Genomic DNA, 17,372 nt, shown 5'->3' with positions numbered 1-17,372 from the left:
GGCAAGCCTCGCTAGAGACGGTCGCGCAAAGAAAACCAAGTCATGGCTAAATAGAGCAGCGGAGAGCGCAGCGCGGCGCCTCCCGGCAGCGGTGGCGTCTTCATTTCCTCGAGTTGCGCCAGTCGATCGCCAAGACCTGCGATCCGCTCGGCATAGAGGCGGCCCGAGAACGGCGAAAGCGCCACCCCGTGGCCGGAAAAGCCCGCAATGACTGTCAGTCCCGGTTGGACGGCTTCGACCATGGGCAGGCGTGTGCGCGTCACCCCGACCCAGCCGCCCCACACATGCGTGAAGGGCACGTCCGCGAGGCGGGGGAAGATCGCGGCTATTTGTCGCCTGAGCTCTGGCGCAGGGTCGCTGGCTGTCGCCGAATAGGCCTCGCTGCCGCCGAACAGAAGCCTGCCGTCGAAGCTCTTCCTGAAATAGCGCACGACGAAGCGCGAATCAGCCGCCGCCTCGCCGCCCGGCAGGACCATATCCGGCTTATCCAGGGGAGGCGTGGCCGCGATGAACGAGCCGATGGGCAGGACGCGCGCCTCCATTCGTCGCTCAAGTCCACGACCATAGGCATTCGTGGCAAGGAGAACCCGCTCCGCGCTCACCGGGCCTGCGGGCGTTTCCGCCACGAAGCGCCCGCTCTTGCGCTCGATGCCGGTGACAGGCGCTTCCTCGAAAATCTTCGCGCCCGCCTGCCTGGCGGCCCGCGCGAAGGCCAGGGTGAGCTTCAGCGGATGGAGATGCCCGGTGCCGGTGTCGCGCATTCCGCCGAAATAGACGGACGAGCCCAGGCGCGCGGCTGTCTCCTCGCCGTCCATGAAGCGGGCATGACGATAGCCGAAGCGGATCGCGAGTTCGTCGGCCTCGCGCCGGTAGTCTTCGACATCGCGGCGGCGGTGTGCGAGCGAAAGCTGCCCGGGACGGTAATCGACGTCGGCGTTCTGTTCGCGGATGAAAGCGAGAAGATCGCTCTTGGCCTCCTCCGAAAGATCGAACAGCGCCTTCGCGCGCTCCATTCCCAGTTCGGCGGCGAGCTGCGTCGGAGAGTGGCGCGGGCCAGTGCCGATCTGTCCGCCGCTGCGCCCCGAGGCGCCGTCGCCGAGACGGCCAGCCTCCAGAGCCGCGACGGAAACACCGGCCCGGGCAAGGTGATAGGCGGCTGAAAGACCGGTGGTGCCGCCACCGACCACGAGGACGTCGACGGTGAGCGCGCCGTCGAGCGGCGGATGGGTCGGCCGCTCGCCGATGCTGTCTTCATACCAGGAGCGGCCGGGCGAGAGGCGGAAGGGGGGCTTGTTGGCCATCACACGGCGAGGAGCAGGAATTCCCGCTCCCACGGGCTGATCACTTGCATGAAGGTTTCGAACTCGCCGCGCTTGACGCCGGCATAGGTTGCGACGAAGGCGGCGGAGAACATCTCGCGGAAGGCCGGTTCCTCCTCGAAGGCGGCCACCGCCTCCAAGAGGCCGCGCGGCAGCAGGATCTTGCCCGCGTCCCCGCAGTCCTGGGCGGTCGGCTGATCCGGCTCGACGCCGCCCACCATGCCGAGAAAGCCGCAGGCGAGCGAGGCGGCGAGGGCGAGATAGGGATTGGCGTCCGAGGACGGCAGGCGGTTCTCGACGCGGCGCCCGGCGGCGTCCGAGGTCGGCACGCGGAAGGCCGTCGTGCGGTTGTCGTAACCCCAGGCCGTGTTGACCGGCGCGGACATTCCGAAGGTCAGCCGGCGATAGGAGTTGACGTAGGGCGCCATCATCACGAGCGCGCTCGGCACATAGCGCTGCATGCCGCCGATGAAGTGGTAGAACAGCGGCGAGGGGCTGCCGTCCTCCGTGGAAAAGACGTTGCGGCCGGACTCCCGATCGATCACCGACTGGTGGATGTGGAGCGCCGAGCCCGGCTGGCCCTGGATCGGCTTGGCCATGAACGTGGCGTAGATGCCGTGCTTCAGCGCGGCCTCTCGGATGGTTCGCTTGAAGAGAAAGACCTGGTCGGCGAGCTCGACCGGATCGCCGTGGCGAAGATTGATCTCCAGCTGCGCCGCGCCTTCCTCGTGGATCAGCGTATCGATTTCCAGGCCCTGGCGGTCCGAGAAGTCGTAGATGTCGTCGATGAGCTCGTCGAACTCGTTGACGCCGCTGATGGAATAGGACTGCCCGCCCTGGATGGGGCGTCCCGAGCGGCCGACCGGCGGCGTCAGCGGATAGTCCGGGTCGACGTTCCTGGAGACGAGGTAGAATTCGATTTCCGGCGCCACCACCGGCGCCCAGCCCTTTTCGCGATAGAGCGCGACCACCCGCTTCAGGACGTTGCGCGGCGTATAGTCGACCGCCTTGCCGGCGGTGTCGATGAGATCGCAAATCACCTGCGCCGTCGGATCGCTTTCCCAGGGCACGGCCGAGAGGGTGGAGAGGTCCGGCATCAGCTTGAAGTCGCCATCGGCCGGCGGATAACGGAACTCGCCGCTCTCGGCCGGATACTCGCCCGATATGGTGTGGAGGAACAGCGAGGATGGCAGCGCCAGCGACGTGTCGCCGGTGAACTTCTTGGCCGGCATCATCTTGCCGCGCGGCACGCCGGCGAGGTCGGGGGTGATGCACTCGATGTCCTCGATGCCGCGATGGGCGAGCCATTCGCGGGCCTCGCTCATCGAGCGGACGCCGCGCCGGATGGCAAGGAAGGCGGGATCTGACGGATGTCCCTCGCCTTGAGCTGAAGAGGATCGGGTTGGGGTGTGAATAGGCATGGCAATCAGGCTGGCCGGATCGTTCCGTTGCAGCCGATGATAGGACTCGCGCGCCTGTTTGTAAGGGGCAGCGCCCGGAGACGCACGGACCCGGACCCTAGGCGGAGAGCCGGGTCGGGTCCGTGCGTGGCAGGGCCGGTCAGGTCCTGCCGGAGCCAGCATCAGGAGCGGTTGCCCCAGGAAGGTGGGTCTTGGGGCGACGTCGGGCGGAACGATCGCTCCCCGGCTTGCTCGTTTCGTTACATCTTCACGACGACAGGGATCAGCAGGTCACCCCAGTTGCCCTGGTCGTGATGGCGGGACGAGCGCACCAGCTCGACCGAGACGCCGGATTCCACCGCCGCCATGACGGATGCGTTGAGGCGGTGAAGATCGTTGGCCAGACGGCGGATGGCAGCCTGCTGGGTTTCGTCCATGGTGCTCGACTGCTCGGCGGCGCGCTCCTTGACGCGAGTGACCGGGCGCGGGATCGGGGTAACGGTGTTGGTCATCGTGCTTGTCCTTAAGGAATTTGGAAACGGGTGGCCGAACGCGGCCGCCTGCGCGAGCGGATCAAGCCGCGACGGTGGCCTTGCCGGAGGAGGCCGCCGCGTTCTTCTCGATTTCCGCCTGGAACTGGGCGTGCTCGGTCGATTCGCTCATCGCCGTCGTCGAGGACGTGCCCCCGGTGATCGCCATGGAGACGGCGTCGAAATAGCCGGTTCCCACTTCGCGCTGATGCTTGGTGGCGGTGTAGCCCACGGCCTCGGCCGCGAACTCGGCTTCCTGCAGCTTCGAGTACGCCGCCATCTGGCTGTCCTTGTAGCCCTTGGCGAGGTCGTACATGCCGAAGTTCAACTGGTGGAAGCCGGCGAGCGTGATGAACTGGAACTTGTAGCCCATGGCGCCCAGCTCGCGTTGGAACTTGGCAATGGTCGCATCGTCCAGGTTCTTCTTCCAGTTGAACGATGGCGAGCAGTTGTAGGCGAGAAGCTGGTCGGGGTGCTCGCGCCTGACGCCCTCGGCAAAGCGCCGCGCCTGCTCCAGGTCGGGCTTGGAGGTTTCGCACCAGATGAGGTCGGAATAGGGCGCATAGGCGATGGCACGGGCGATGCAGGGCTCGATGCCGTTCCTCACCCGGTAGAAGCCTTCCGCCGTGCGGCCGGCGTCATAATCGACGAAGGGGCGGTCGCGCTCATCGATATCCGAGGTCAGGAGCTTGGCCGCTTCCGCGTCGGTGCGCGCGACGACTACCGCAGGAACGCCCATCACGTCGGCCGCGAGGCGCGCGGCCGTCAGGTTGCGGATATGGGCCGAGGTCGGAATGAGAACCTTGCCGCCGAGATGGCCGCACTTCTTTTCCGAGGCGAGCTGGTCCTCGAAGTGGACGCCCGCCGCGCCCGCCTCGATATAGGCCTTCATGATCTCGAAGGCGTTGAGCGGGCCGCCGAAGCCGGCTTCCGCGTCGGCGACGATCGGCGCGAACCAGGTTTCGACCGAAAGGCCGTTGCCCTCCGATGCCTCGATCTGATCCGCGCGCTGCAAGGTGCGATTGATGCGGCGGCAGAGCTCGGGACCGGCGTTCGCCGGATAAAGCGACTGGTCGGGATACATCGCCGAGGCCGTGTTGGCGTCCGCCGCGACCTGCCAGCCCGAGAGGTAGATCGCCTTGAGGCCGGCGCGCACCATCTGCATCGCCTGGTTGCCGGTGACGGCGCCCAGCGCGTTGACGAATTCGTCCTCGTGAATCAGTTTCCACAACCGGTTCGCGCCCTGCTCGGCCAGGCTATACTTGATCTCGACAGTGCCGCGCAGGCGCTGAGCGTCCTTGGCGCTGTAGGGGCGCTCGACCTTCTCGAAGCGACCCTTGGGCGCCGACGGAACCAAGGAATAAAAGTCCGACATGGAAATATCTCCTCTTTAAAAGAGAAGGAAGCAAGAAGCGGTTGCTTCTTGGATACCCTGTCTCTTTTCTCCTGGAGAGGAAGTTGGCACCGAAAATATTGTGCGAATAGCGAAGATGAAGATGAGGGTGCGGCAATTTGGGTCAAAATGTCGCGCCGTTGACGTCGACCTCTGTCAACTTGTAAATTTTGTAAAATTCAAACGTTTTGCTTGAGCTTCTGCCCGAAGGCTCGTGGAAAACTCACGGTCTTAAGTCCTGAAAAGAAGCCTTCGGCGAGGCTCGCAGTCGGACCTGGCCTCCCTCCACGGCCGAATCGATCACCGCCTTCAGGAAGAAAAGAGCGTGCGGCCAGGACTCAATTCGCCCTGGCAACGCGCGCGAGTCACTGAATATCAATATCTTTTTGCGATGGTCGGCCAGGAGCCACCCGGCAGCGGCGTGGCCACTCAACGGGGATTCGGTGATGGAAAGGGTCATCAAGGCGACCAAGACGCTGCTTCACAAGCTGAAGCCGGGCTACAGCCCCGCGCGTCATTACATGCGGGGGCCAGGGCCGGCATGCGCCCGCCGGCCCGTCATCGGACGGCCGGATCGCTTGACAGCGCATTGACAAACTGACCCGCCTTCTGCGCTCCTTGGTTGTTCGCGGCATGCGTGCCGCGGCAGGGGAGGCAGGAGCGATGGCGCAGAACAAGATTTTCGCCGGTCCGCGCATCCGGCGCATTCGCAACGCCCAGGGGTTGACGCAGAGCGCCATGGCGGAGGCGCTCGGCATTTCGCCGTCCTATCTCAACCTGATCGAGCGCAACCAGCGTCCGCTGACGGTTCAGCTCATCCTCCGTCTCTCGGAGGTCTACCGCATCGATCCGGTCGAGCTGCAGATGGAGGAGGATGGCGGCTCGGCGCTGGCGCTGAAGGAGGTGTTTGCCGATCCGCTCCTGGCCGGCGAGCTGCCGGGGGATCAGGAACTGGTGGAGATCGCCGCCGCCGCGCCCAACGCGGCCGCCGGCTTCGTCAAGCTCTACCGCGCCTATCGCGAGGCCTTGGGTCGCCTCAGCGACCTTTCCGAGCTTCTCGCCCGCTCGGGCCATGATGCGCGGCTCGCGGGGCGGCGCCTTCCGTTCGATGAGGTGCGCGATGCCCTCGAAACGCGCCCGAACCACCACGCCGCGATCGAGACGGCGGTGGAGGAGCTTCATCAGTCGCTGACGCCAGGCGACGATCTCGCCGGAGCGCTTCGTGCCCTCCTGCGTCAGAAGCACGATGTTGCAGTCCGGGTGCTTCCGGTCGACGTCATGCCCAATTGGCGCCGCCGCCTGGACCGACATTCGCGCCGCCTCTTTCTCTCCGAGCGGCTCAACGCGCCGGACCGCCTGCGCGAGATTGCCATCGAGGCGGTGCATCTCGAATATGGGTCGGTGATTGCCGCCGAAGTCGAAGCCTTCGGCTTTTCCAGCGCTGAAGCCAAGCGGCTCGCCCGCTTCGAGTTGACCCGCTATGCCGCCCACGCCCTGATGATGCCTTATGGCGCGTTCCAGAGCGCCGCCGAGCGTGTCGGCTACGACATCGATACACTGGCGAGCCGATTCCAGGTTTCGTTCGAGCATGTCGTCAATCGCCTGACGACACTTCAGCGCCGCAGCGCGGCCGGCATTCCCTTCTTCATGCTGGAGGTGGATATCGCGGGAAACCGCTTCCGCCGCGCCGGCGCTCGCGGCTTCCCGGCCGATCGCTTCGGCGGCGACTGCCCGAAGCTGGCGGTCTATGCCGCTTTCGCGCAGCCGGGGCAGGTGCTGGTGGAGACGGTGGAGATGCCCGATGGCACCACGTTTCTCACCATCGCGCGAACACTGGAAGGGTTGCAGGCCAGCTTCGACCAGCGCGTTCGGCGAACCGCGGTGCTTCTGGGCTGCGACGTGACCTTCGCCGAGCGAACGATCTATGGCAGGCATCTGGCGGCCGGCGCGCCGGCGACCGGCATCGGCAAGGCCTGCCAATTTTGCGAGCGCCAGGCCTGCCTTGCCCGCACGGCGCCCCCCATGACGCGGCCGCTCGGCCTCGACGACATGGTGACAGGGCTTTCGGCCTTCGATTTTCAGGATTGAGGACTATGTGACTTGGCACTGCCGGTTCCACTGGATTGCCCAAGACGCCACCGGTGTCGATCGGGCGCCGTCGGCAAGGTTCGTGCGTTTTCAAGGATCAGCGTCATGGCCGATATGCAGCAGCTCAAAACCCAGGGTCTCGAGGATACGATGAGCCGGCAAGGCGGGGCCGCACGCCTCGTTCAGAAGCTCGTCGATGGCGCGGAAAAGCTCAATCTCGATTACTCGGCGGTGGGAAATCCTCCCGTTTTCCCCACCGATGCCTTTCCCTGGGCGCGCGAGGTGGAGAAGGAGTGGCGCCTCATCCGCGCCGAGCTCGACCAGGTTCTCACGCGCAAGGGTGAACTCCCGGCCTTCCACGAGATTTCCTCAGAGGTTCGCTCCATTTCCTCGGACCAGAACTGGAAGACGTTCTTCCTGTGCGGCTACGGCATCAAATCCGAGGCGGCCATTGCCCAATGTCCTGAAACCTGGCGGATTCTTCAAAAAATCCCCGGCCTCAAATCGGCGATGTTCTCGATCTTCGAGCCAGGCAAGCACCTGCCGCCGCACCGCGGACCCTATAATGGCGTCCTGCGCTTCCATCTCGGCCTGATCGTCCCCGACGAGCCCGACAAGATCGGCATCCGCATCCAGGATCAGGTGTGCCACTGGAAGGAGGGCGAGGCGCTGATTTTCGACGACGCCTACGAGCACGAGGCTTGGAACCACTCCGACAAGGTGCGCGTCGTCCTCTTCGTCGACTTCGAGAAGCCGACGCGCTTTCCCGCCAGCCTGACCAACAAGGCCGTGCTCAATCTTGCCGTTTTCACGCCCTTCATCCGCGAAGGCTACAAGGCGCACAAGAAGTGGGAGAAGCTGTTTTATGGCGAGGGGCGGCAGCACCGCTGAAACAGTTCTCGCGCGCGGACGAGCGGCAAACTGTTTTACGCGCGTTCCGCCGGCCTGTCGGATTCTCCCGGAGAGCAGAGCCCCTTGAGATAAGGCGTGGGGCTTGTCCTATCGGTCGGCGGGGGCCAGGGCTTCCTCGAGCGGCTCGCTTTCGATGCGTGGATCGACCCAATCGCCCGACAGCGCAAAGCGCATAGGCTCGGGGGCCGGCGCCTCGGCTTCGGCGGTGGGAAGAATCAGACCGGCAACATCGACACTGCCGGAACTTGCCAGAACTCCGGCGGCCTGGACGTTTCGCTGCCCGGTCTTCATGGTCAGCGACTGCAGTTCGATATCCGGCCCCTCTGCGGAGAGCTCCGCCGAAAGGCTCGAATAGGGAATGCTCTGGTTTGCGCTGGCAGCGAAGGGGTGCTCGCCCGGCGAAAGAAAGATCGAACTGTCGACGCCGTTGATGCTGCCATCGCTGGCGGAAAGTTTAGCGCGCGCCTTGGCGTGGCGCAGAATGGCGCCCCAATTGTTGGCGGGCGAGGAGAAGCTTGCGCTGATGCGGCCCGTTCCCGAGACGCCCAACGTGGAAAAGCCCACCGTGCTGCTCAAGGCCGAGAGATCGATATCCTCCAGAGAAATCTCTCCGCTGGCCGTCGGCGCGTGCTGCGTCGCGTTGATCATCACGCTCGCCTGCCCTCTTCCGCCAAGAAGGCTGGCGTCGCCAATGTCGAGGATGGCCACGCCGTCCTTCATCTTGATGGCAGCGGCGAAATCGTTGAGGGGGATGGATCCAAGGTCCGCGCTGGAGGCGGAGAGCCTGAGATCGAGATCAACGCGCCGGACGAAATCGAGGGTGATGGGGCGCTCAAAGTCTACAGGGGACGTCGGCAGCGGGATGATGGCCCGTTGCAGGCTGTTCAGCGTGAAATGCTCGAAAGCCAGCGTACCGGAGACCAGGGGCAGGCCTTTCTCGGCCAGCGTCATCTCCAGAGCGCCCTTGCCCTCATTTCCCCCGATGCCGACAGAAGCATTCTGAAGGCTGAGGCGGGAACCGAACGCGGAAAGCTGGCCCTTCAGCGTCAAGGCGCCGATGTCGGGCAGGGGAGCGGCCGGATCGCCGATCCACCTCGCCGCGCGCACGAAGGAGGGCGCGTCCAGCGAGAACGTTCCCTGCAGCGTCGAGATGGCGGCGAACGAGCCTTGGCCGCGGAACGTGACCGCTAGAGGCGGAGCCGAAAGATCGTACGAGAGATTCGTCGGTTCGCCCACCAGCAGGGAGGCAGGGGCCGCGATGGAAACGTCAAGCTTGGCCGGCTGGCCGTTCCACACATAGCTTGCGCTGACGCGGGCCGCCTCGTTGCGGCGCGGCCAACTGGCGACGACGTTGACGTTGCTGATGCCGGTTGCGCGCGATCCGTCGCCGAGGCCGAAGACGCCGTCCCTGATGACCAGGGTGCGAAGATCCAGGAGGTGGTTCAAAAGGAAGTTGGTGAGCTGGGAGAGCGTCGCCTCTTCACCTTCCGGCGGCACCTGGGGCACGGTGCCAAGAAACGTCAGAATCGATGACGTTTCGGGACGCGTCAACGTCAGCTCTTCGAGCTGGGTGCGTCCCCGCAATGCCTCGGTGAGGTCCAGTTCCGCGCGCAGCCGATCAACAGTCATAACATCTTTGCCGCTGCCGATCCGGACATGATTGAGGGTGAGCACAGTGCGTGGCAGAAGGGAGAAGGTGCTTGTTCCGCCAATGCTGACAGGTCGTCCGATCAGGGTTTCAAGCCGGGTTTCGATATCGCGGCGGGCGCTGGCGCCGTCGAGCGCGAGCTTGCTCGCGGTGAGGATCGCGAGCACCGCGACCACGATGACGGCGAGAGCGACGAGGACGATGGCCGCCACGCGCGGGCGGACAAATCGGCGGCCGGTGCCGTCGGCGCGCGCTTCTGTTCGCTCAACGGGCTTCTGCTTGCCTCGCAATGCCTGGGTCCCTTCTGTCCACCGTGTCATTTAACGGCTCGAGACCGCCTTGGAAAGCCGCATGCGCCTCGGGCATTCCATCCTCGTTGAAAACAACGCGGAGAGGGCGGACCGCTCTTCTCGGACGCAGTGAAAGCCGAAAAAATGCCCGCCGGAGGCGGGCACGTGGGCTCCGCGCTTGCCGCCCTCGTCAGTCGGCCAGCACCCGTTGCGGCGGAAAGGCCACTTCCACCACCGTGCCTTCGCCGGGGGTGGAGTGGATCGAGAACCGCGCTTCGTTCGCCTCGGTCAGCGTCTTGGTGAGCGGCAGCCCCAGACCTGTTCCGTCCCCGCGCTCGCGCGCCGAGGGGTTGACCTGCTGGAAAGGCTTCAGCGCGAGCTCGATCTCCTTGTCCGTCATGCCGATGCCGCTGTCGCGAATCTTGAGGATCACCTCGCCGTCGGGACTATAGGCGGTGGAGGCGACCACCTGTCCGCCCGAGGGCGTGAAGCGGATCGCGTTGGACAAGAGGTTCAAAGCGATCTGGCGCATCGAGCGGCGATCAGCGACGACGGGAGGCACGGAGGAGGGCAGGTTGGAGCGCACGATAACGCGCTCCCGGCCCGCCTGCGGCTGCATCAGCGAGCAGACCTCGCTCACCACGTCGTTGAGCGACACTGCCTCGAAAACCAGCTCGGCACGCCCGGCCTCGGCCTTCGAGATGTCGAGGAGATCGTTGACGAGATCGAGCACGTGGTGGCCCGAGCGCTTGATGTCTGCGAGATACTCCAGATAGCGCTCATGGCCGATGGGACCGAAACACTCCGAGGCCATGACGTCGGCAAAGCCGATGATGGCGTTGAGCGGTGTGCGCAATTCGTGAGAGATGTTCGCCAGGAAGCGGCTCTTGTGAAGGCTTGCGTCCTCCGCCTCGCGCCGTGCCTTGACCAGATCCTCCTCCACGCGCTTCCAGTGCGTGATGTCGCGGATGACGACGCAGTAGCCGCGCTCGCGCGTCAGCCGGCTGGCCGTGATGAAAAGGGGAACCTGCCCGTCGCCCTTGGCGACCCGGCCCGTCACCTCCCGCCCGTCGTTCAGCATCGCCGGCAGACCGTTGTCCTTCAGCATGTCGAGATAATCGAGCGCGATGCGCTGGCTTTCATGGGCCATCAACATGGAGAAAGGACGCCCGGCGACCTCGACGGGGCCGACCGCGAACATGGCCTGGGCGGCGCCGTTCATCGAGCGGATATTGCCCTCGCCATCGAGCATGACGACGCCGTCGGTCGCGGTGTTCAGAACGCTCTGGAGCTCCTCGACCTCGCGCCGCAGCTCCTCGATTTCGCTAAGCGTCTCGGCTTGTCTGTCGTCATGGTCGGGCTTCGCCTGATCGGCGGTGAACGAGATCACCAGACAGGCACGTTCGAGAAAGCTGACGCGCTGCATCCGGACGGCGGTCTTTACCACTTGGCCATCGGCATGACGCATGGCCAGCCGGCCATCTTGAAGCGGCTCTTGCGATTCGGCGAAAAGCTCGCCAAGTCCGCCGGCCTGCGATAGCGCCTCGGCCGAGGCATAACCTGAAAGCGCCAAGAAGGCAGGATTGGCATAGGCGAGGGTATCGCGGAACTGGGCGAGAACGGCGAGCGGCAACGGGCCAAACACTTGGTCGAGGCGCGAGCGGAGCCGTGAGAGAACGTCCTCTACGGCTTCCTCTTCATCATCCGATGCCTCATCGTCGCCGAGATGATCGAGGGCGATCGCTGGGTGAGCGACCGAGAGAGTCTCGATGCGGTCTGCCGCATCGCCAGAGCTCGCCTCGGACGCTGCGTCCTCGCTTTCATCATTGTCGGCGAGAGGGGCCGTGCGAACGACGAAGTCCCCCGCCGTGATGGGCCGGAATTCCTCGTTCTCCTTCCGGCCGTCCTTGGGTTCCTCCTCGCCATTTTGGCCGAGTCGACGCCCGATGGCCCGAAAAGCCGCTTCCTCGGCTTCGGAGAGAATGGCTTCGCGCAGACGCCGGGGCTCGTCCGAAGCGTCGATGTCGCGCTCGAAGCCGCTCGACTCCTGCGGCGGCGAGGCGCGACGCCCGAAAGGCCTGATTTCGACGTCCTGCGAGGCAGTCAGCGCCATCCCGGCGCCGTCGACCTCGGTCGTGCCCTCTGTCTGTGAGGGCCGGTCGTCTGGCGCTTCCTTGCTCGCGGCGCCGGCTGCGGTCAGGATGAGACCAAGCCGATCGGGGTCGGGCACCGCCTCGCTCATCCGTACGATGCCAAAGCCGCGGAAGCCGTCGAAGCTGCGCTCGCGGTCATAAGTCGGCAGTGCGGCGAGATCGACAGGCACCTTGAGATCGGTCGTTTCCACCGGCCACAGCACGCTGCGCCCCGACCAGGTGTCCCGGCGCTCAAGCAACTGCGCGATTTCGCCGGTCCTGTCGAAGTCGAAGACGCGGGCGACCTCGCGGAACGTGCGTCCAATCACGTCGGCCGCATGAGGCCCGACGCAAGCCGGAAATTCGGGCGAAAAGGAACGGAACCGGCCGTCGGCATCGATGCGCCAGACGAACCGAACCGGCGCGGTGCCGAAGTCGGGCTTGAAGAAGCCGTCGCCTGACGCCGTGTCTGCGGGTTCCTGAGCCAGGGTCACTGGATCGGTGGGCGCGGGAGCCGGGATGTCCGCGTCGAGGAGGGGATGCTCCCCGGTTCCGTCGGCAGTGGCTTCGAACGCGGTTGCCTCAAGAGCGTCGGGCAGCGTGTTGAGCTCACCTTCTTTGTCCGCTGCGTCTGCTTCGCCGTCGCTGACGGCTTCAGGTCCGCCAGCCTCCGCCGCGTCGGCCGGGGGAGCACCTTCAGCGTCTGCCAGGGCGTCAGAGGGGGCATCCTCGGATCGAGGCACGACAGTGAGATCGATCTCGACGATGTCATCATCGTCGAGCGGCGTGGGCTCTGTCGCGACGGGTTCGGCGTCTTCGGGCGCCGCTGCGGTGCTTTCATCCGGCTCGATGACCGGCAGCGATTCGCTCGTGGCCGCACCGTCCTCATCGCGGTCGGTCGCAAAGTCCTCCGTGGGAGCGCTCGCTTCCCCGTCATGCTCCTTCAGGTCGGCGGAACGCGCTTCCGACGCGGGATCGTGCCGCGCTTCTTCCAGATCCTCCGTGGAGGCGGGCGCATCCGGGGCGATGTCGTTGTCCTCCGAGAGGGGCAAGGCGGCGGCTTCCGGCCTGGACGGCTGGCTCTCCACTTGCCCGTCGTCCGTGGGCGCGGCCGGGTCTGCCCGCCGGCTGTTCCAGCGCTGGATCAGCGCGCCGATGTCGAGCTTGTGCCGGCCGGAGGGAAGCGGTTGCCGCTTGACCGAAAAGGCTCGCGGAGAGGAAGGATTGGCCTCCGGCGCCGCCTCCTCTTGAGGGGGCGCGGGCGGCGCGGGCGTTTCGGCTTCGAGGGCTGGCTCCTCCACGCCGAGATCGGGCGGAACCGGATCGGGTTCCATGGCCACGAGAATCATGTCGCCGCCAAGACGGGCGAAACGCACATTCGCCATATCGACGCGCGCCTGCGAAAGATCGTCGCTGCCGGCGCGGAAGGCATCCAGCGCTTCCCCGACACGCGCGATATCCATCGCCGCGCTTTCCGCCAGCACGCCGTCGCGCGATACGACAGCCGCCAGTCCGTCAGAAAGGCCGGCCTCCTCGATCAGACGCTCTGCGAGATGTTCGGGGGAGAGGGCCTCGCCCGCCGAGGTCGGATCGGCAATCAGAATGGCATGTCGCTCGCCGCTCACCTCGACCAATCGCACTTCGGCGACGGCGGGCTTCATCGAGCCACCGGGAGCGCGCAGAATCAGCCGTGCCTCTCCGCTTTGAGCGAGGCGACGGGACACGCTGGCGATTTGGCGCGTCGTCGGAAGGCTGGTCTTGAGAGGCTGCGGCTCAGCATGAGCACCCGGCAGCACACCGACGAGCCGCGCGCCAGCGCCGTTTGCCCAGATCACTCCATCCAGCGACGGCGTCAGAACGACGACCGGCGCGCCGTCGATATTCGCCTGGCGAATATCGGGCCGAGTCATGATGCCGAGCGCTGTCATTCCTGTGGTCATCGAAGCGCGATCCATTCACACCGGTGGCCTTGCCAACGGCTACCTCCTAAGAAAGAATTAATAATGGCAGGAAATGTTCAAATCCAGGCGGTTCGTGACCAATCCGTTAACTCACCGCTGCAAAGGTTAACGGCTGTTCGGGGATCGCCGTCTTGAGCCTTCTTCCGCGCCGCCGCAACGATTCGGCGGGACGCGCGTCCAGGGAGGCCACGATCGGGCTTGCGCACTGCGGCGAAAGACTTTATCAGGCTGACCAGCCCAGGCGGCCTCGTGCGGTTGTAGCTCAGTTGGTTAGAGCGTTGGATTGTGGCTCCAAAGGTCGGTGGTTCGAATCCACCCAACCGTACCATTAGTTTTCCCAAAGAATCAAATACTTGCTGACAGCGCGGCGCTTCAGGGCGCCTGACTGTTTAATGCGCCATGTCGCAAGTTGGCCTTGAGTAGCAGCGATCAGCGCGCCCGGCAGTTCAGCGCGCCAGAGAGGGGCGCGCCTCACACCATGGAAAGCCAGGCGCTCGCATCGTTTCCGCGGAAAACAGATGCGAGCGGCCAAGCGCTCAGGTCGGCCACTCATGATGTCGGTGGGCCATCACCTCATCGATCATCGAGTTCCCGTGCGCCTTGATCTCGTCCGATGCTCAGAGCGTTGACGTTCGTCAACTCGAAGGGGGCGCTGAGGATGCGGTGGCGTCGAGTTGGCGCGGACTGGTGAGTACGCAATCCTCGTCGGCATAGATCCAGTGGCCGGGCTCGAACGTGGCCCCGCCGAATCGCAGCGTGACGTCGCGTGCTGACGGACCGGCGGTCCAGCCCCGCCGCGCCGTGGTGCCAAGCGCCTTGACCGCGAGATCTAGCGCGTTGATGCCGGCGCTGTCGCGGATGGCGCCGTGGATGACGAGGCCGGCCCAGCCATTGTCCGCGCCGATCTTGGCCAGGCGATCGCCCATGATGCCGACGCGCAGCGAGCCCCGGCCGTCGACGACGAGCACACGGCCGTTTCCGGGTTCCGACAGCGCCTCCAGCACCGGGGTGTGGTCTTCGAAGGTGGAGAGGGTCGAGCAGGGGCCGGCGAGCGAAGAGCGCTTGCCGAAGGAGCGGAACTGCAGTTCGCACACCTGCAGCACGGCATGGTGCTGATCGTAGAGATCGGCGGTGACGATGGTCATCGCCGTCATCTCGACACACCGGTCAGCGCGTCGACCTTGTCGGTCAGGCGAGCGATATAGGGCGCGGTGTCGAGTGGCCCGCCGGTTACGCGTTGGAGCGTTTCGGCCGGGCTCGACGCGCGGCCATGGCGGTAGATGTTCTCGGTTAGCCAGCCGCGAAGCGGGGCGTAGTCTCCGGTTTCCAGCCCCGTTGCGATGGCCGACTCCTTCAGCGCCGCGTCGAAGAACTGCGCGCCCATGATGTTGCCCAGCGTGTAGGTGGGGAAACTGCCGACATAACCGTGCGACCAATGCACATCCTGCAGGACGCCGAGCGTGTCGTTGGGCACGTCGCGGCCGAGATAGCTCTTCATCCGCTCCGCCCAGAGACCGGGGAGGTCCGAGACCTTGGCCTCGCCGGTCATGACGGCGGCTTCGATCTCGCTGCGCAGGATGATGTGAAGGTCGTAGGTGAGTTCGTCGGCCTCGACGCGGATATAGTCGGGCCGGACCGCGTTGACCGAGCGCCAGAACTCCTCCGCGGTGACATCGGCGAGCTGTTCGGGAAAGGTGTCGCGCAACGCGCCGAAATGCAGCTCCCAGAATTCACACGAGCGCCCGACGCGGTTTTCCCAAAGGCGCGACTGGGATTCGTGCATGCCGAAGCTGGCGCCGGCGACGGCGTAAAGGTTGACGACATCGGTCGCGAAGATCGTCCGGGTGATCTCGGGTGCGGCGCCCTGTTCGTACATGGCGTGCCCCGCTTCATGCCACAGAGCGAAGAAGCCGCCCGGCAGCCAGTTCTCGCGCCAGCGGCTGGTGATGCGCACGTCGTTGCGGGTGAACGAGATTTCAAAGGGGTGGATCGTGTCATCCAGCCGGCCACGATTCATGTCGTAGCCGAACTTTTCTGCGATCCGCAGACCGAAGGCCTTCTGCGCGGCGATCGGGTAGGAGCGGGACAGAAAGTCCTGACGGGGCGCCGGCACCGACAGCGCCCGCTCGATCAGGGGCACCAGCGCTGCCTTCAACGTGTCGAACGTCGGTTCAAGCTGCGCCAGGGTCATGTCCGGCTCGTAAAGCGCCAGCATCGCATCATAGGGATGGTCGGCGTAGCCGATCGCATCGGCGATCTTGTGCTGGATCGCGAACATCCGCTCGAGTACCGGCGCGTAGGCGGCGAAGTCGTTCTTGGCCCGCGCGTCCACCCAGGCGGAATGCGCGACGGTCTTCAGTTCCGCCGCTTCCGAAATCAACTCGGCGGGAACGCGGGAAAGGGTGCCGATGTCCCGGGCGGCCTGATCGAGGGCCCGCTGGCGGATCGGATCGCCGGACACCTCCGCGCGGGCGCCCTCGATGGCGCGCTGCATGGCATCGCCGGTGACGAGGTCGCGCGCCAGCGCCGTGATGGTGGCGACCTGCTGGCCGCGCGTCACCACCCCACCGGACGGCATCTGCGTGCGGGCGTCCCAGGCGAGGAGATTGAGGACGGAGAGCAGGTCGTTGACCTGCGCCATCCGCGCTTCGAAATCGGCGTAGCTCATGAAACCGCCTCGGTTTGCATTGGAGGAACGGCGGCGGGCGCGAGCCCGAAGTCGGTCAGGTGGCAGGCCGCCCGGTGCATGGGGCCGCGCTCGGTGAGGAGCGGCCGCTCGACGAAGCAGCGGTCGAACGCGAATGGGCAACGCGTGTTGAACGGGCACCCGACGGGCAGGTTGATGGGGCTCGGCAGCTCGCCGCGCGCCGCGACGCTCGTCGTCCTGTGCGTGGGGTCGAGCTCCGGCGCCGCATCGAGGAGCGCGCGCGTGTAAGGCTGGCGCGGCGTCGAAAACAGGGCCTCGGTCGGCCCGATCTCGAGAATGCTACCGAGATACATCACCGCCACCCGGTGCGAGATGTGGCGCACGAGGCGAAGGTCGTGGGCGACGAACACCACGGTCAGGTGCAGCTTCTCCTGCAGCTGCAGAAGCAGGTTGACCACCTGTGCTTGAACCGAGACGTCGAGGGCCGAGACAAGCTCGTCCGCCACCAGCACGTCGGGCTCCACGGCAAGGGCTCGGGCAATGCCGATGCGCTGGCGCTGGCCGCCCGAGAATTCATGCGGGTAACGGTCCGCCGCATCGTCGGGCAGCCGCACCAGATCGAGCAGTTCGGCAATCCGGCCAGGAATTTCGGCGCGCGGTCGCATGCGGTGGACATGCAGGGCCTCGGTCAGCACCTGCCGCACGGTCATGCGGGGGTTGAGCGAGGAATAGGGGTCCTGGAAGATCATCTGGACCCGGCGGTTGTAGCTGCGCCGGGCGTTGCCCCGCAGATAGGCGATGTCGTTCCCTTCGAACATCACCTTCCCCTCGGTGCAGTCGAGTAGTCCGACCAGAACGCGCGCAAGGGTCGACTTGCCGCATCCGGATTCGCCGACGATGCCGAGCGTTTCCCCGCGCTTGAGCGTGAAGTTCACGCCATTCAGCGCGTTCACGGCAAGCTGGGGCGCGCCGCGCAGCCGGCGCGACATGGTCTGCGGCAGGGTGAACTGCTTGCTGACCTCTTCGGCGGAGATGACGGTGTCGTTCATTGG

The 17,372-nt window shown here is 65.5% G+C and carries 11 protein-coding genes and 1 tRNA gene; 3 read left to right on the top strand and 9 right to left on the bottom strand.

Annotated elements, in window-relative coordinates; all coding sequences use genetic code 11:
• Positions 1 to 11: 11 nt before the first annotated feature.
• The 4 genes from B5D38_RS07785 to aceA form a co-directional block, all read right to left on the bottom strand.
• Positions 12 to 1,301 carry an NAD(P)/FAD-dependent oxidoreductase gene (locus tag B5D38_RS07785; RefSeq protein ID WP_078707826.1) on the bottom strand — a complete coding sequence of 430 codons (1,290 nt, stop codon included), beginning with the start codon at positions 1,299 to 1,301 and terminating at the stop codon, positions 12 to 14.
• Positions 1,301 to 2,740: a glutamine synthetase family protein gene (locus B5D38_RS07780; protein ID WP_078707825.1), complete on the bottom strand. Its 1,440-nt coding sequence runs from the start codon at positions 2,738 to 2,740 to the stop codon at positions 1,301 to 1,303. Before B5D38_RS07780 ends, B5D38_RS07785 begins: the two co-directional genes overlap by 1 nt.
• Before the next feature lie 239 nt (positions 2,741 to 2,979).
• Positions 2,980 to 3,231, bottom strand: coding sequence for an SMc00767 family acetate metabolism repressor (locus B5D38_RS07775; protein WP_078707824.1), 252 nt, complete (start codon positions 3,229 to 3,231; stop codon positions 2,980 to 2,982).
• Positions 3,232 to 3,292: 61 nt separating this feature from the next.
• A complete protein-coding gene (gene aceA, locus B5D38_RS07770) occupies positions 3,293 to 4,624 on the bottom strand; it encodes an isocitrate lyase (RefSeq protein ID WP_078707823.1) in 1,332 nt (443 codons plus the stop codon).
• A 681-nt stretch (positions 4,625 to 5,305) separates the two neighbouring features.
• Here aceA and B5D38_RS07760 point away from each other — a divergent pair.
• Together B5D38_RS07760 and B5D38_RS07755 are read left to right on the top strand one after the other, a co-directional pair.
• Positions 5,306 to 6,730, top strand: coding sequence for a helix-turn-helix domain-containing protein (locus tag B5D38_RS07760; protein WP_078707821.1), 1,425 nt, complete (start codon positions 5,306 to 5,308; stop codon positions 6,728 to 6,730).
• Positions 6,731 to 6,835: 105 nt separating this feature from the next.
• Positions 6,836 to 7,621 carry an aspartyl/asparaginyl beta-hydroxylase domain-containing protein gene (locus B5D38_RS07755; protein ID WP_078707820.1) on the top strand — a complete coding sequence of 262 codons (786 nt, stop codon included), beginning with the start codon at positions 6,836 to 6,838 and terminating at the stop codon, positions 7,619 to 7,621.
• Positions 7,622 to 7,729: 108 nt separating this feature from the next.
• Here the strand turns inward: B5D38_RS07755 and B5D38_RS07750 are convergent, their stop codons facing one another.
• Positions 7,730 to 9,610 carry an AsmA family protein gene (locus B5D38_RS07750; protein WP_078707819.1) on the bottom strand — a complete coding sequence of 627 codons (1,881 nt, stop codon included), beginning with the start codon at positions 9,608 to 9,610 and terminating at the stop codon, positions 7,730 to 7,732.
• A 160-nt stretch (positions 9,611 to 9,770) separates the two neighbouring features.
• Complete coding sequence (locus B5D38_RS07745; protein WP_165690809.1) at positions 9,771 to 13,652, bottom strand: ATP-binding protein; 3,882 nt, start codon at positions 13,650 to 13,652, stop codon at positions 9,771 to 9,773.
• Positions 13,653 to 13,924: 272 nt separating this feature from the next.
• Here B5D38_RS07745 and B5D38_RS07740 point away from each other — a divergent pair.
• A tRNA-His gene (locus B5D38_RS07740) sits at positions 13,925 to 14,001 on the top strand.
• 307 nt (positions 14,002 to 14,308) lie between these two features.
• Here the strand turns inward: B5D38_RS07740 and rraA are convergent.
• The 3 genes from rraA to B5D38_RS07725 are packed head-to-tail and all read right to left on the bottom strand — an operon-like array spanning position 14,309 to position 17,369.
• Positions 14,309 to 14,818, bottom strand: coding sequence for a ribonuclease E activity regulator RraA (rraA, locus tag B5D38_RS07735; RefSeq protein ID WP_078707919.1), 510 nt, complete (start codon positions 14,816 to 14,818; stop codon positions 14,309 to 14,311).
• Between the two features lie 5 nt (positions 14,819 to 14,823).
• Positions 14,824 to 16,341 (bottom strand): carboxypeptidase M32, encoded by a 1,518-nt coding sequence (locus B5D38_RS07730; protein WP_078707817.1) that lies wholly within the window; start codon positions 16,339 to 16,341, stop codon positions 14,824 to 14,826.
• Entirely contained in the window at positions 16,338 to 17,369 is a 1,032-nt protein-coding gene (locus B5D38_RS07725; protein ID WP_207552911.1) for an ABC transporter ATP-binding protein, read from the bottom strand. The genes B5D38_RS07730 and B5D38_RS07725 overlap by 4 nt, the downstream gene beginning before the upstream one ends.
• Positions 17,370 to 17,372: the final 3 nt, after the last annotated feature.

This window comes from Consotaella salsifontis (genome assembly GCF_900167365.1).
Lineage (GTDB): Bacteria > Pseudomonadota > Alphaproteobacteria > Rhizobiales > Rhizobiaceae > Consotaella > Consotaella salsifontis.
This window is presented reverse-complemented; position numbering and strand designations above follow the sequence as displayed.

What these genes read in the sequence shown, in the direction of transcription:
- B5D38_RS07750 (WP_078707819.1), bottom strand. Translation starts at nt 9,610, where the DNA reads ATGACACGGTGGACAGAAGGGACCCAGGCATTGCGAGGCAAGCAGAAG.
- B5D38_RS07755 (WP_078707820.1), top strand. Translation starts at nt 6,836, where the DNA reads ATGGCCGATATGCAGCAGCTCAAAACCCAGGGTCTCGAGGATACGATG.
- B5D38_RS07745 (WP_165690809.1), bottom strand. Translation starts at nt 13,652, where the DNA reads ATGACCACAGGAATGACAGCGCTCGGCATCATGACTCGGCCCGATATT.
- rraA (WP_078707919.1), bottom strand. Translation starts at nt 14,818, where the DNA reads ATGACCATCGTCACCGCCGATCTCTACGATCAGCACCATGCCGTGCTG.
- B5D38_RS07760 (WP_078707821.1), top strand. Translation starts at nt 5,306, where the DNA reads ATGGCGCAGAACAAGATTTTCGCCGGTCCGCGCATCCGGCGCATTCGC.
- B5D38_RS07725 (WP_207552911.1), bottom strand. Translation starts at nt 17,369, where the DNA reads ATGAACGACACCGTCATCTCCGCCGAAGAGGTCAGCAAGCAGTTCACC.
- B5D38_RS07775 (WP_078707824.1), bottom strand. Translation starts at nt 3,231, where the DNA reads ATGACCAACACCGTTACCCCGATCCCGCGCCCGGTCACTCGCGTCAAG.
- aceA (WP_078707823.1), bottom strand. Translation starts at nt 4,624, where the DNA reads ATGTCGGACTTTTATTCCTTGGTTCCGTCGGCGCCCAAGGGTCGCTTC.
- B5D38_RS07785 (WP_078707826.1), bottom strand. Translation starts at nt 1,301, where the DNA reads ATGGCCAACAAGCCCCCCTTCCGCCTCTCGCCCGGCCGCTCCTGGTAT.
- B5D38_RS07780 (WP_078707825.1), bottom strand. Translation starts at nt 2,740, where the DNA reads ATGCCTATTCACACCCCAACCCGATCCTCTTCAGCTCAAGGCGAGGGA.
- B5D38_RS07730 (WP_078707817.1), bottom strand. Translation starts at nt 16,341, where the DNA reads ATGAGCTACGCCGATTTCGAAGCGCGGATGGCGCAGGTCAACGACCTG.